The sequence below is a fragment of the Rhizobacter sp. OV335 genome (assembly GCF_900142965.1).
Lineage (GTDB): Bacteria > Pseudomonadota > Gammaproteobacteria > Burkholderiales > Burkholderiaceae_C > Rhizobacter.
This window is the reverse complement of record NZ_FRCQ01000012.1, coordinates 89,619-102,187: the sequence shown is the minus strand read 5'-3', so window position 1 is coordinate 102,187 and position 12,569 is coordinate 89,619. Positions and strand designations below refer to the sequence as shown.

The 12,569-nt window shown below is 68.7% G+C and carries 14 protein-coding genes; 5 read left to right on the top strand and 9 right to left on the bottom strand.

Annotated elements, in window-relative coordinates; all coding sequences use genetic code 11:
• Position 1: 1 nt before the first annotated feature.
• Genes BUE42_RS14600 through BUE42_RS14585 form a run of 4 tightly spaced genes read left to right on the top strand, consistent with a single transcriptional unit; the run spans position 2 to position 4,895 of the window.
• Complete coding sequence (locus tag BUE42_RS14600; RefSeq protein ID WP_073465836.1) at positions 2–1,474, top strand: ABC transporter substrate-binding protein; 1,473 nt, start codon at positions 2–4, stop codon at positions 1,472–1,474.
• On the top strand, positions 1,471–2,793 hold the full coding sequence (locus tag BUE42_RS14595; protein WP_073465835.1) for a carbohydrate ABC transporter permease: 1,323 nt from the start codon (positions 1,471–1,473) through the stop codon (positions 2,791–2,793). The genes BUE42_RS14600 and BUE42_RS14595 overlap by 4 nt, the downstream gene beginning before the upstream one ends.
• A complete protein-coding gene (locus BUE42_RS14590) occupies positions 2,790–3,818 on the top strand; it encodes a carbohydrate ABC transporter permease (RefSeq protein WP_073465834.1) in 1,029 nt (342 codons plus the stop codon). The genes BUE42_RS14595 and BUE42_RS14590 overlap by 4 nt, the downstream gene beginning before the upstream one ends.
• 39 nt (positions 3,819–3,857) lie before the next feature.
• Positions 3,858–4,895 (top strand): ABC transporter ATP-binding protein, encoded by a 1,038-nt coding sequence (locus BUE42_RS14585; protein ID WP_235002361.1) that lies wholly within the window; start codon positions 3,858–3,860, stop codon positions 4,893–4,895.
• Between the two features lie 4 nt (positions 4,896–4,899).
• Here BUE42_RS14585 and BUE42_RS14580 read toward each other — a convergent pair whose 3' ends face one another.
• The 6 genes from BUE42_RS14580 to BUE42_RS14555 all read right to left on the bottom strand — a co-directional run bounded on the left by BUE42_RS14580 (position 4,900) and on the right by BUE42_RS14555 (position 7,998).
• Positions 4,900–5,547 (bottom strand): LysE family translocator, encoded by a 648-nt coding sequence (locus BUE42_RS14580; protein WP_143171507.1) that lies wholly within the window; start codon positions 5,545–5,547, stop codon positions 4,900–4,902.
• Between the two features lie 35 nt (positions 5,548–5,582).
• The gene (locus BUE42_RS14575) at positions 5,583–5,804 is read right to left on the bottom strand and encodes an addiction module protein (RefSeq protein ID WP_073465833.1); all 222 of its coding nucleotides are present in this window, start codon (positions 5,802–5,804) and stop codon (positions 5,583–5,585) included.
• A gap of 138 nt (positions 5,805–5,942) precedes the next feature.
• Entirely contained in the window at positions 5,943–6,392 is a 450-nt protein-coding gene (locus BUE42_RS14570) for a GNAT family N-acetyltransferase (protein WP_235002359.1), read from the bottom strand.
• Positions 6,389–7,171: an ADP-ribosylglycohydrolase family protein gene (locus BUE42_RS14565; protein WP_073465832.1), complete on the bottom strand. Its 783-nt coding sequence runs from the start codon at positions 7,169–7,171 to the stop codon at positions 6,389–6,391. The genes BUE42_RS14570 and BUE42_RS14565 overlap by 4 nt, the downstream gene beginning before the upstream one ends.
• Before the next feature lie 37 nt (positions 7,172–7,208).
• The gene (locus BUE42_RS14560; protein ID WP_143171506.1) at positions 7,209–7,748 is read right to left on the bottom strand and encodes a hypothetical protein; all 540 of its coding nucleotides are present in this window, start codon (positions 7,746–7,748) and stop codon (positions 7,209–7,211) included.
• Positions 7,749–7,755: 7 nt separating this feature from the next.
• Complete coding sequence (locus tag BUE42_RS14555; protein ID WP_073465830.1) at positions 7,756–7,998, bottom strand: helix-turn-helix domain-containing protein; 243 nt, start codon at positions 7,996–7,998, stop codon at positions 7,756–7,758.
• Between the two features lie 131 nt (positions 7,999–8,129).
• Here BUE42_RS14555 and BUE42_RS14550 point away from each other — a divergent pair, with 131 nt between their 5' ends.
• The gene (locus BUE42_RS14550) at positions 8,130–8,357 is read left to right on the top strand and encodes a hypothetical protein (RefSeq protein ID WP_143171505.1); all 228 of its coding nucleotides are present in this window, start codon (positions 8,130–8,132) and stop codon (positions 8,355–8,357) included.
• 155 nt (positions 8,358–8,512) lie between these two features.
• Here BUE42_RS14550 and BUE42_RS31605 read toward each other — a convergent pair whose 3' ends face one another.
• From BUE42_RS31605 to BUE42_RS14535, 3 genes are all read right to left on the bottom strand, one after another.
• A complete protein-coding gene (locus BUE42_RS31605; protein ID WP_083614147.1) occupies positions 8,513–9,418 on the bottom strand; it encodes a DUF7684 family protein in 906 nt (301 codons plus the stop codon).
• Between the two features lies 1 nt (position 9,419).
• Positions 9,420–10,016 (bottom strand): ProQ/FINO family protein, encoded by a 597-nt coding sequence (locus BUE42_RS14540; RefSeq protein ID WP_235002343.1) that lies wholly within the window; start codon positions 10,014–10,016, stop codon positions 9,420–9,422.
• 251 nt (positions 10,017–10,267) lie between these two features.
• A complete protein-coding gene (locus BUE42_RS14535; protein WP_235002340.1) occupies positions 10,268–12,466 on the bottom strand; it encodes a helicase-related protein in 2,199 nt (732 codons plus the stop codon).
• Positions 12,467–12,569: the final 103 nt, after the last annotated feature.

The window sequence follows — 12,569 nt, the reverse complement described above, 5'->3', positions numbered from 1 at the left end:
CATGAACCGCAGATCGATTCCTCTCTGGGCGACGCTCGCCTGCGCCGCTGCCATCGGCATGCCCGGCGCGCAGGCGCAGACCAAGCAATACGCCGGCGTCACGCTGAACGTGATGACCTTCACCGGCCCGCAGATCGCCGAGCCGCTGCAGCGCCGCGGCAAGGAGTTCGAGGCCGCCACCGGCGCCAAGGTCAACGTGATCACGGTGCCGTACTCGGACCTGTACCAGAAGCTGCTGACCGATTGGTCGACCGGCACCAACTCGATCGATGCCGCGATCCTCGCGCCGCAGTGGATGCCCGACTACGTCGGCTTCCTCGAGGACCTGAGCCCGCGCGTGAAGGCCGACGCCAAGCTGCGCGAGGACGACGTCGCGCCGTTCTTCCGCGAGTTCTCGCAGAAGTACGGCGGCAAGACCTACACGGTGACGCTGGACGGCGACTTCCACATCGCCTACTACCGCAGCGACGTGCTGGCCAAGCTCGGCAAGAAGCCGCCGCAGACCTGGGACGAGTACCTCGACATCGCGAAGGCCGCGCACGGCAAGGATTTCGGCGACGGCAAGCCGATCGTCGGCTCGTGCATCGCGAAGAAGCGCGGCGCGCAGTCGTTCTGGATGATCACCTCGGTGGCCGGCGCCTTCCTGCAGGCCAAGGGCACCAGCGAAGGCGCGTTCTTCGACCCGGCGACGATGAAGCCGCTGGTCAACAACGAGGCCTTCGCGCGGGCGCTGGAGATCTACAAGGAGACCGGCAAGTACGGCCCGCCGAACGAGATCAACATGGATGTCGGCGACACCCGCACGCTGTTCGTCAGCGGCGGCTGCGCGCTGACCGTCGACTGGGGCGACATCGGCCCGCTGGCGGTCGACCCGAAGGCCTCGAAGGTGGTCGACAAGGTCGGCGCGCTGATGCTGCCCGGCACGAGCAAGGTGCTCGACCGCGCGAGCGGCAAGCTGGCGGCCTGCGACGCGACGCGCTGCCCGCATGCGGTGAACGGCGTGAACCGCGCGCCGTTCGCGGCCTTCGGCGGCTGGTCGGGTGCGATCAACGCGAAGGCGAAGCCGCAGGCCAAGGATGCGGCCTACGCGCTGTTCTCGTACATGTCGCAGCCGGAGCAATCGAACGTCGACGTGACGGTCGGCGCGACCGGCTTCAACCCGTACCGCCAGAGCCAGTTCAAGGACATGGGCCCGTGGAAGAAGGCCGGCATGTCGGACAAGGCGGCCAAGGACTACCTGACCGCGATCCAGGATTCGCTGAACTCGCCGAACATGGTGCTGGACCTGCGCATCCCGTTCAACCAGCGCTACCAGCAGGTCGCGCTGGACACCGCGATGGCGCGCTTCCTGGCCGGCGAGCTGGACGTGAAGGGCACGATGAAGAACATCGAGGACACGTGGAACGAGTTGAACGACGAGCTGGGCAAGGCGAAGCAGCAGGCGGCCTACAAGGCGAGCATCGGCGCCAAGTGACGAAGGCGCAGTTCAGCGACTGGCTGGACCGGCAGGCGGGGACGGTCTTCATCGGGCCGGCCGTCACCGTCATCCTGCTGTTCTCGATCTTCCCGCTGCTCGCCTCGGCCTGGCTCTCGCTGACCCGCTTCTCGCTGCAATCCGGCGGCTACGAGCTGAGCTTCGTCGGCGCGCTGAACTACCGCAAGCTGATCGCCGGCTCGCAGCAGTTCCACCTGCTCGGCACGGCGGGCGAGATGTCGGCGGGCACATGGACGGGGCTCATCCTCGCCTTCGTGCTGCTCGCCTGGGCCGTGCTGCGCAGCCTGCGGCGGCGCGCCGGCTTTGCCGATGCGGCGCAGCCGGCTCCGCATGCCGCGGCGGCAGCGCTGGCCCTGGCCTGCGCGCTGGTGGCGGTGATGCTGGCGCCGCTGGGTCCGTTCGCATCGGCAGCACAGGCGATGCGCGATGCGGCGGACTGGCCGTGGTTCGCGTGGCTGCTGCTCGGCTTCGTGCTGTTCATCGCGGCCGCGGTGACGGCGCGCCTGCTGGGCGCCCGCGCCGGCCTGAGCGGCCTCGTCGGCCGCCAACTCGCCGGCAGCGTCTGGCTGCTGGTCGCGCTGACGGCCGCCGGCACCGCGAACGGCCAGCAGGGTTCGCTGCTGACGACGCTGTTCTATGTGGCCGGTGGCGTCGCGCTGCAGTTCGTGCTCGGGCTCGGCCTCGCGCTGCTGTGCGCGCAGCCGATCCGCGGCCGCACGCTGTTCCGGCTGTCGTTCTTCCTGCCGCTGATGGTCACGCCGGTCGGCATCGCCTACATGTTCCGCATGCTGGCCGACATGAGCGTCGGCCCGTTCGCACCCATCGCCCGCGTGCTCGGCCTGGGTGCGATGACCTGGGCGCAGAACGCCTGGTCGGCGCGCTGGGTCGTGCTGATCGGCGACACCTGGCAGTGGGTGCCGTTCATCTTCATCGTGCTGCTGGCCGCGATCGAGGGCCAGCCGCGCGACCAGCTCGAAGCGGCGCAACTCGACGGCGCGCCGTCGTGGCGCATCTTCCGCGACATCACCTGGCCGGCCATTGCGCCGACCGCCGCGGCCGTCGTGCTGATCCGCGTGATCGAGGCCTTCAAGATCGTCGACCTGCCGAACGTGCTGACCAACGGCGGCCCGGGCATCGCGACCGAGAGCATGACGCTGCATGCCTTCATCGACTGGCGCTCGCTGAACCTGGGCGGCTCGGCGGCGGTGGCCTACCTGCTGTTGTTCGTGTCGACGCTGATGGCGGTGAGCTTCTTCCACTTCGTCGTGCGGCCGGCGCGCGGGGAGCAGGCGGCATGAAGCGCCTGTTCGAATCGGAGCGCCTGGGCGAGCTCGCGCCGCTGCCGCGCGTGCTGGTCTACGGCGCGCTGCTCGCGTGGACCTTCGTCGTGTTCTTCCCGCTGTACTGGGTGCTGGTCACCTCGTTCAAGGAGCCGCTGCAGGTGTCCGACGGGCCGGTGTTCCTGCCCTTCATCGACTTCCAGCCCTCGCTGCATGCGTGGAAGTACATCCTGGTCGAGACCGGACGCGACACGTTGCGGCCGTACCTGAACTCGATGCTGATCGCGAGCCTGTCGACGCTGCTGGCGGTCGCGATCGGCTCGATGGCGGCGTATGCGCTGACGCGCATCACCTACCGGCCCAGCGTCGCCGCGGTGCTGCTGTTCATCGCGAGCGTCGCGGCGGTGGTCGCGCTGGTGCTCGGGGCGGGGCTGTCGCTCGGCGGGGCGCTGCCGCTGGCCGCGATGCTGTTCGTGCTCGGGCTGCGGCCGCTGCAGCGGCGCATCACCGCGCGGCTCGGCAACGACGACATCCTGTTCTGGATGATCTCGCAGCGCATCCTGCCGCCGGTGGTGTCGGCGATTCCGATCTACGTGATGTTCCAGCAGGTGCACCTGCTGGACACGCAGTTCGCGCTGATCGTGACCTACATGACCGCCAACCTGCCGATCGTCGTCTGGCTGATGGTCGACTTCTTCGACGGCATCCCGCGCGAGCTGGAGGAGAGCGCGGCGCTGGACGGCGCGTCGCGCTACCGCATCCTGTTCGATCTGATGCTGCCGCTGGCCCGGCCGGGGCTGGTCGCGACGACGCTGCTGGTGCTGATCCTGAGCTGGAACGAGTACCTGCTCGCGCTGTTCCTGTCGACCGCGAACGCGCAGACCATGCCGCTGCTGGTGGCGGCGCAGAACGCGACGCGCGGCCCGCAGTGGTGGACGATGAGCGTGCTGATCCTGCTGATGATCGTGCCGGTGGTCGTGATGACGCTGTTCCTGCAGAAGTTCATTGCCCGCGGCCTGCTGACGGGCGCGGTGAAAGGCTGACCCTTGACGACGCTGTCTTCTTCAACGACCCCGCACTCGGTGACCTTCGACCACCTCGGCAAGCGCTTCGGCGCGGTCGAGGTGCTGCGCGATTTCAACCTGCAGGTGCAGCCGGGCGAGTTCCTGGTGCTGCTCGGCGAATCGGGCTCGGGCAAGAGCACCGCGCTGCGGGTGTTCGCCGGGCTCGAGACGGCGAGTGCCGGGCGCATCCTGATCGGCGAGCGCGACGTGACCAACGTGCTGCCGAAGAACCGCGACATCGCGATGGTGTTCCAGAGCTATGCGCTGTACCCGCACAAGACGGTGGCCGAGAACGTGGCCTACCCGCTGGACGTGCGCGGCCTGCCGAAGCCGCAGCAGCACGAGCAGGTGCTGGCGGTGGCAAAGCAGGTGCAGCTCGACGGGCTGCTCGACCGCTACCCGCGGCAGCTCTCCGGCGGGCAGCGCCAGCGCGTCGCGCTGGCGCGCGCGATGGTGCGGCGGCCGTCGGTGTTCCTGATGGACGAGCCGCTGTCGAACCTCGACGCGAAGCTGCGCGGTCACATGCGCGCCGAGCTGAAGCACCTGCAGCAGCAGCTCGGCATCACGACGCTGTACGTGACGCACGACCAGGTCGAGGCGATGACGCTGGCGCACCGCGTCGCGCTGCTCGACAAGGGCGTGCTGCAGCAGCTCGACACGCCGGCGCGCATCTACAACGACCCGGCCAATTTGTTCGTCGCCGGTTTCATCGGGGCGCCGCCGATGAACTTCCTGCGTGGCGCGTTGTCGGGCGGGTGGTTGGAGGGCGCGGGGTTTCGCGTGCCGACGCCGGTGACGGCGAGCCTGGCGGAAGGCGTGCTCGGCATCCGGCCGGAGGACTGCCGGATCGCCGACGGCGGTGCGCTGCAGGGCGAGATCTACGCGGTGGAGCTGATCGGCGACCACACGCTCGTCACGCTGCACATCGGCACGCACAAGCTGACGGTGAAGGGCGCGAAGGATTTCGACCAGGCGGTCGGGCGGCGGGTCGGCGTGGCGTTCGATCCGGGGGCGGCGTTCGTGTTCGACGGGGCGACGGGGGCGCGCGTGCGCTGAACCTTCACAGGTGGCGTGACAGCAGCATCCGCAGGCCGGCGAAGCCGAAGAACACCGCGATCGTGCCGTCGAACGCGCGGCGGGTGGAGCGGTAGACGCGCCGCGCGACGGCCGTCGAGAACAGCAGCGCGTAGCTGATGAAGATCAGCACGCCCAGCAGGCCGCAGGCGGCGAACACGACCAGCGAATCGGTCGGCGACGCGTGGACGGGCAGGCCCATCGAGATCGTCGACAGCCACACGAAGATCGCCTTCGGGTTCGTGATGTGCATCGCGATGCCCTTCAGGAACACCTGCCGCAGGCTGCCGGTGCGGCCGGCCGCGCCGGCATCGGCCGCATCGTGGCGCGACAGCGCGGAGCGCCCGGCCTTGAAGGCCAGCCACAGCAGGTAGAGCCCGCCGATCACCTTGACCACGGTCAGCGCGCCGGACCAGGCGGCCAGCAGCGAAGCGAGGCCGAGCGCGGCGGTGAGCCCGAGCGTCCACGACGACACCGTGATGCCGGCGGCCAGCGCGAAGGCCGGTGCCCGCCCGCCGTTCATCGCGGTGCCCATCAGCGCGACGATGCTCGGGCCGGGGCTCGCGCAGCCGATGAAGTAGGCGGTGCAGGCGACGGCGAGGTTGGGGTTGGAGGTCAGGGTGTCGAGTTGCATGGGATGTATCTTGCTTGGTCCGTGCGAGTGTGAGTTCAACCCGTGAAGCGCGCTTCAAGCCGGGCGATCACCACGTCCAGTGGCAATGCCCCCACTGTTCCCGCTTGCAATTCGCGTTCGCGGCGATCCGCCAGATCGTCCCACGCAGCTTCAGCCTCGGCATCGAGGCTGGCGATCAGGCGATCGAGCAGCTTCGCGCGATCGGCCAGCGACAGACGCAGCACTTGAGCCTGGAGGGATTCGAGGGTCATGGACATATCGCGTCCTCATGCGAGGGATGTGAGACGGCATCTTGCCGCCGACACCTTGACTGATTCATTCCCACGGCCGGCGCCTCAGACAACCGCGAAGTCGGGGGTCTTCGCATCAGCCGCGGCTGCAGGTACGTGGGCCGGTCACGCGTTCTCATCGCCACGGCGCACATGCGAGTAGCGGTGGATGTCGGTGCGCAGCGTCCAGCCCTGGCTTTCCCAGTACGCCTGCCCGACGTCGTTGGTTCGGTACACGTCGATGTGCGACTTCAGGATTCCGAGCTGTTCCAGCGCCGTGAGGCAGCGGCCGACCAGAGCGTTCGCGATTCCTTGCCGACGGTGCTCGGGCAGCACGACCAGGTGCTGCAGGTAGCCACGCCGCCCGTCGTGCCCGCTCATCACGCAGCCCACCAGCCGGCCGTCCTTCTCGGCGACGAAGCTGAGGCCGGGGTTGCGTTCGAGGTAGCGCGCGGTGGCGTCGCGCGAATCGGCATCGCGGAACGAGACGCCCGGTGTCGCCTTCATCAGCTCGATCACAGCGTCGTAGTCGTCCATCGTCATCACCCGCAACGTGGTCTGCGATGGCGCGGTCACTTCGGCGCTTCCGGTGTGTACGACTGCATGAACCGCTTCGTCGTGGTGAGCAACAGGCCGTCCAGGATCCTCATCACCGGTTGGGCGATGGCCGGTGGAACGCCACCGTAGAAAGCCTGCGCAATGCCGCCGGTGATGCAGGCGATGGTGTCGCTGTCCCCGCCGATCGAGATCGCATTGCGGATCGCGTCCTCGAAGTCGGTCGACTCCAGGAAGGCGATGATCGCCTCGGGCACCGTGCCCTGGCACGAGCTGTCGTAGCGGTACACGAGCCGGATGTCGTCGAGCCGGCGCGACAGGTCGTAGCCGAAGGTGGTCTCGACGTAGCGCATGATGTCGTCGCGGCTGCGCCCGGTGCGGGCCAGGAAGATGCTGGCCGCAACGGCCTGCGCGCCCTTGATGCCTTCCGGGTGGTCGTGCGTGACGCGGGTGTAGTGGTCGGCCTTGGCCAGCACTTCGTCGAGCGAGCCGAACGCGAAGCCGACCGGGCTGATGCGCATCGCGGCGCCGTTGCCCCAGCTGTAGTAGGGCGTGGGGTCGTCGGAGCGCGCCCATTGCTTGAACCGGCCGCCGTAGCCGGCCCGCGGGTAGCGGCTCGCATAGGCCTTCAGCAGCGGGCCGTAGTCGGCGCCGTCGAGGATGGCCTCGGCCAGCGCGACGGTCAGAACGGTGTCATCCGTGAAGGTGCAGCGCGGTCCGATCAGCTCGAACGCCTTGGTCTTGATGTTGTTCCACTCGTAGATCGAACCGATCACGTCGCCGGCGATTGCTCCAAGCATGGTGAGCCTCCTTGGGGGCCTACTCTACCGGCTGGCTTCAGCGCATGTCCGAGGTGTCGCTCAGCAATTCCTCAGCTGGATGCCGGGTGACGCGGTGTCGGTTTCGCCGCGGCGCTATTTCCACGCGCGTGGTGATCATGCCGTCGGCATAGAAGCACCCGACGCCCGATTCGAAATCGGCATGGGGGTAGATGATCCGTGTCCCGCGTCGCACCTCGGCCCAGGCCGACATCCAGGCGCCGCAGCGGCCCTCGGTGTTCATGTTCCCCGGCACCGGGCCGAGCTCGATCGCATAGAGCCCGTCGCTCAGTGCGCACGTGCGCTGCACCGTCGTCATCGACCCGATCTGGCTCTCGCCGGCCGCGTGAACGAGGCTCCATGGATCCCATTGCTGGTCGGTCTTCGCGGCCAGCATCCGCTGGCCCGCACCGTTGGCGACGGCATCGTAGGTCAGGACCAGGCGATCCGCCTTGCGGTCGCACTGGTAGCCGACGAGCTTGAAGAAGGCGTCTGCGTGGGCGGTGTCGAAGCAGAGACACAGCATCAGAGCCAACAGGCCACGAGTCAGGCGGTGCATGGATTCTTCATTTCTTGCGCGCCACCGCCGCTGGGCGAATCTGGTCAAACAAGTCGAAGACCGTCATCCCCAACGCATTGGCAATGACTTCGATGGCATTGAGCGTCGGGTTCGCGTGGCCGTTCTCGATCCGGCTCAGGTAGGTTTGATAGAACCCGCAGCGCTCGCCGAACTCGACCTGGCTCAGGCCAGCCTCGGTTCGCAGCGCCCGCACACACTCGCCGAATTGCTGAGACAGGCTGGGTTTCACACCCGGAACTGTCGATGCTATGCTCTCATTCGCATAAACACTAATTCGCATACGGCGCTTCGCTTGTCCGCACCGCGCGATGAAAGGCCGACGCCATGCCCCTTCGCTCAAGGCAGCTCCGGCAGCCGATGATGTCCCGGCGAATCGGTCGCCTGCTCGCCCAGGTGATCGACATCACCGATGGCACGCGTCATCTGCTCGAACTCTCGGAGCAGGACGCGTGGGCACTTGCCGATGATCAGGCGCCTCTGCTCGACCGCAGGCAGCATGACGCGCTGCGCCGCATGGCGATCACGGCGCTGCTGCTGGTGTCAGAGGAAGCCGAGCGGCTGGGGGAGCGGTTCGACGGAGCACCCTAGGGGTGGCCGCAGGAACACAAGGAATCCGTTCGGACTGAGCTTGTCGAAGGCCCTGTGTGCGTCGGGCACAACCCTTCGACGGACGGGCCCTCGACAAGCTCGGTCCCTGCTCAGGGCGAACGGGTGTGGGCTGTTCCTGGAGCGAAGGCGGAGCTTCAAGCATCCGCATACGCCTGCAACACCATCTCCTCATCCCCCACGTCGCTGATCTCGATCAGCACCGTGTGCTGCAACTCCACCACCGGATGGTTCGCGCAGTGCTTGCAGAACCACAGCACCTCGCCGAGCGACTCGACCTCGTGCGACACCGTCACCACCTGCGCTTCCTTCGGGATCGGCCCGAAGCCGCATTGCTCCAGGTTGGCCATCGCGACCGAGTGATCCCACAGGCTCGCGTCCTTGCCCCAGGCCATCACGTGCAGGCAACCACTGTCCACCAGCCAGTCGCTGACCTCGATCTGCCAGGTCAGCGTCAGCTTGGCATCGATCATCACGACGGCGCGGAACGGCGCCAGCGCCGACAGGTCGGGCAACGCGCCACCCGGCACCAGGTGCAGGTAGCGCGCCGGCGGCCCCTGGACCGACGGCTCGCCGGACCGCACGCGCAGCGTTTCGCGGATCGCCGCCAGCACATCGAAGAAGCTGCCGTAGACGTCTTCGTCGGCGTCGTAGCGCGCCTGGTTCTCGGCCAGGTACTCGACCGCCGGCAGCAGCTCGGGCATCAGCGGCACGATGGCCTCGGGCTCGTCCTCGAGCCGCCGCATGATCAGGTTCAGGAACGCATCGGCCGCGGTCGACGCGTACAGGCCCTGGTTGATCTCGAAGATGCGCGGCGACACGACGAAGTCGCGGAACACCGGCATGTAGAAGCGGAACGGCCCGGCCGGCATCGCGCCCAGGTCTTCGGCGCGCGACAGCACGTCGCTGTGCTCGAACAAGGCCAGCGCCTGCTCGCGCGTCTTGTCGGCGAACTGGCGGTAGGCGTAGGCGATGTCCAGGTCGGCTGCGAAGTCACCCCATTCGGCAGCGTCCGGCGGTGTCGCGGCGTTCGACCCGTTCACGCTAGCGCCGACGCCCTTCGTCAGTGCGCGGGCCGCGTCCGCGCGGACCTTGCGGCGGGCCGTCGCGGCGCGGGCCGGGCGGGCGGCCCGGCGGGCGCGCGTCAGCCGGCGGGCGCCGTGGCTGCTGCTGTGCCTGCTGCGCCGCTTCGGCTCGCGCGATCTCCAGCAGGCCGTCGAGTTCTTCCTCGGCCACCTGCTTCAGCACGCAGAAGTTCGCCCGCGTCAGCGTCGTGCGCTCGTAGTCGAACAGCAGGCCGGCCCGGTTGCGCCGCTGCTGCTCTTCGAGTTCGCGCCGCGATTGCAGGCCGACGCCACGCCGCGTCAGTTCGTCGACCGCGATCTGGCGGTGCTCGTCGCTGATCTCGCCGCCGGGCTTGCCGTCCAGGTCGAAGCGCTGGCGGCCGCGGGCCACCGACAGCAGGTACGAGGTGCTGCCGGTGTAGCGGCGGAAGAACGCCGTCAGCACCTGCTTGCTGAACACGCCGGGCGCGCGCGCCTCGATGTCGACGTGGGTGCGCAGCTTCAGCGGCTTCGGCGGGCCGTCGAACAGCGCGGGGAAGCGCTGGCGCAGCTCCTGCGCGCAGGCCGCGGGGCTCATGCCCGGCGCCTTGGCGGGCGCTTTCGCAGTCACCTCCCCAGGCACATCGGCTGTCGCTTCTGCAGACACATCGGCGGGCGCCTCGACAGGCGTGTCGGCGGCAGAAGCGTCGGCAACGGAGATGTCGTCGACAGGCAGCTCTGCGGGCGTGGCCGGGGAAGGGGGCGTTGAACTCATGGGGAAAGCGACAAGCGGGAAAGGAGGGGATTGTGACGCCGTGCGGCGAAGTCGGTGTGTCAGGGGGTCAGCGCTCAGCGCCGCGTGCGATGCCGCACCTGCGCCAGCGGCCGCTTGCCCTTCAGTTGCCGCTCGATGCCGTCGTTCAGCTGGCTGCGCAGCGCCGTCACCTCGTCGACCTTGCCGTAGACGCCAGGGAAGCGCAGATCGAGCCACAGCCACAGCGTGCACGAGCGCAGCGCCTGCTCCATGCGGTCGAGCCGGCTGTGACCGTCCACGTCCTGCAGGAACCACGGCGAGCCGGCGCGGCCGGTCAGCGCATGGCTGCTGCTCCAGTCGAGGAACTCCTGCACCTGCGAGACGGTGCGCGTGTCGACCGGCGCCTGCGCGTAGATGAAGCGCTCCTTCAGCGTCAGCTTGGCGGCGCTGCGGTCGAGCTGCTCGGCCAGCTCGAGCATCTGCTCCAGCTCGGCCACCGCGAAGTGCGCGTTGTCGAGCTTCAACTGCTCCATGAAGACGCCAAGCACCTCGCGCAGCTGCGTCTTGTGCAGGCGCGACGCGATGGTGTCGACGTGCCAGCCGTTCGGTGCCACCGGCGCCTTGAAGTCGCGTGGCGCGCGCGGGGTGCGCGGCAGGCGCTCCTTCAGCATGCGCAGCGCCTGCGGCTCGGCCTCTTTCAGCACGCCGACAAAGCCCTCTTCATGCATGCCGAAGCGGCCGGCACGGCCGCCGATCTGGTGCACCTCGGATTCGTCCAGCGGCCGGTCGCCCTGGCCGTCGAACTTGCTCATGGTGCTGAACAGCACGCGCCGGATCGGCAGGTTCAGGCCCATGCCGATCGCGTCGGTGGCGACCAGCACATGCGATTCGCCCTGCGCGAAGCGCTCGGCCTCGCGCCGGCGCACCTCGGGCGGCAACGCGCCGTAGATCACCGACACCGGGTGGCCGCCGGCCGCGATCTGGTCGCGCAGCGTCAGCACGTCGCGCCGGCTGAAGGCCACCACCGCATCGCCCTTGGTCAGCGCGCCGATCGGCACCGGCGCCTCGAGCAGCTGCACATGCTGCTTGCGCTCGAAATGCCGCACGCTGCAGCGCTCGCCGCACAGGCCCAGCAGGTTCTCGATCGCCGGCGCCGCGTAGGCCGAGCAGATGATGATCACCTCGCTGGCCGGCACCGCGACGATCGCCTGCGTCCACGCCCAGCCGCGGTACGGGTCGAAGATCATCTGGGCCTCGTCGATCACCGCGGTGTCGACCACCTTGTTGGTGTTCACCATCTCGATGGTGCTCGACACCAGCCCGGCGCCTTCGGCCGGCACGTTCTCTTCGCCGGTCAGCAGCGAGCAGGCCACGCCGCGGCCGACCAGCCGGTCGCGGCCTTCGAGCGCCAGCAGGCGCAGCGGCGCCAGGTAGGCACCGTCCTTCGCCTTCGCGAGCTGCTCGAACGCGGCGTAGGTCTTGCCGCTGTTGGGCGGGCCGACGTAGAGCGTCACGTTGCGCTGCAGGCGGCGCGCCTTCACGAAGGTGTCCGGGTAGCCCTGGAACGCGAGTTCGCTGTTCAGCCCGGCCAGCGTGTCGAGTTCGGACACCTGGTGCTCCCAGCGCTCCTGGGCGCGCACGCAAGCGGCGCGCAGGTCGGCCACTGGCTGCGGCGTGGCGCATTCGGCGAGCAGGCGCGGCAGCAGCATGTCGAGGTGACGCGGGTTGTGCGCGCGGCTGCGCTGAACCAGCGCTTCGAGCGCGGCCTGCACCTCGCCGGCATGCGGCCAGGCTTCGATCGGCCCGAGCGCGGCCAGCAACGCCGGCTTGTCGCCGTCGCGGAAGAACGCCCACACCGGCTCGGACGCGATCGGGATGCGGAACATCACCGGCACGCGCCAGTTCACGTCGGCGAGCTGCAGCGGCTGGCTGATCAGGCGCGTCCAGCGGCCTCCCTCGCGCACGATGCCCAGCGCATCGAGCGCGGCCATGCGGTCCAGCATCACGGTGCGCACTTCGGGGCCGTTGCCGACCGCGTCGAGGTGCTGCAGCGCCGAGTCCATCACGTCAGGCGCGATCCAGCGGCTCGGCCGGGCGCCGGCCACCGCCTTCTGCAGCAGCACGAGGCCGAGCTTGTCGAGGCGCTCGTCCAGCCCCGAGGCATGCTCATCGAAATAGTCGGCAGGCTTGACCACCTGCGGCAGCGCGTAGGCGGCCTGGCGGATACGGGCGAGCTGCTCGGGCGAGACGTGCGCGGGCACGCGCGCTGCATGGCGCGGGTTCGGAAGATTCACGGTGGGGGAGGCACTCACGGACAGGAAATACAACACGGACGACAGCAGGCGCTGCCCCGGGACTCTAACCGGTGCATGCCCTTCCGCCGAATGGGGCCGATTC

Excerpts from the sequence above, each read along its gene's own strand:
- BUE42_RS14560 (WP_143171506.1), bottom strand. The coding sequence starts at position 7,748 with ATGCACCGCCTGACTCGTGGCCTGTTGGCTCTGATGCTGTGTCTCTGC.
- BUE42_RS14600 (WP_073465836.1), top strand. The coding sequence starts at position 2 with ATGAACCGCAGATCGATTCCTCTCTGGGCGACGCTCGCCTGCGCCGCT.
- BUE42_RS14550 (WP_143171505.1), top strand. The coding sequence starts at position 8,130 with ATGTCCCGGCGAATCGGTCGCCTGCTCGCCCAGGTGATCGACATCACC.
- BUE42_RS14565 (WP_073465832.1), bottom strand. The coding sequence starts at position 7,171 with ATGCTTGGAGCAATCGCCGGCGACGTGATCGGTTCGATCTACGAGTGG.
- BUE42_RS14540 (WP_235002343.1), bottom strand. The coding sequence starts at position 10,016 with ATGAGCCCCGCGGCCTGCGCGCAGGAGCTGCGCCAGCGCTTCCCCGCG.
- BUE42_RS14590 (WP_073465834.1), top strand. The coding sequence starts at position 2,790 with ATGAAGCGCCTGTTCGAATCGGAGCGCCTGGGCGAGCTCGCGCCGCTG.
- BUE42_RS14580 (WP_143171507.1), bottom strand. The coding sequence starts at position 5,547 with ATGCAACTCGACACCCTGACCTCCAACCCCAACCTCGCCGTCGCCTGC.
- BUE42_RS14575 (WP_073465833.1), bottom strand. The coding sequence starts at position 5,804 with ATGTCCATGACCCTCGAATCCCTCCAGGCTCAAGTGCTGCGTCTGTCG.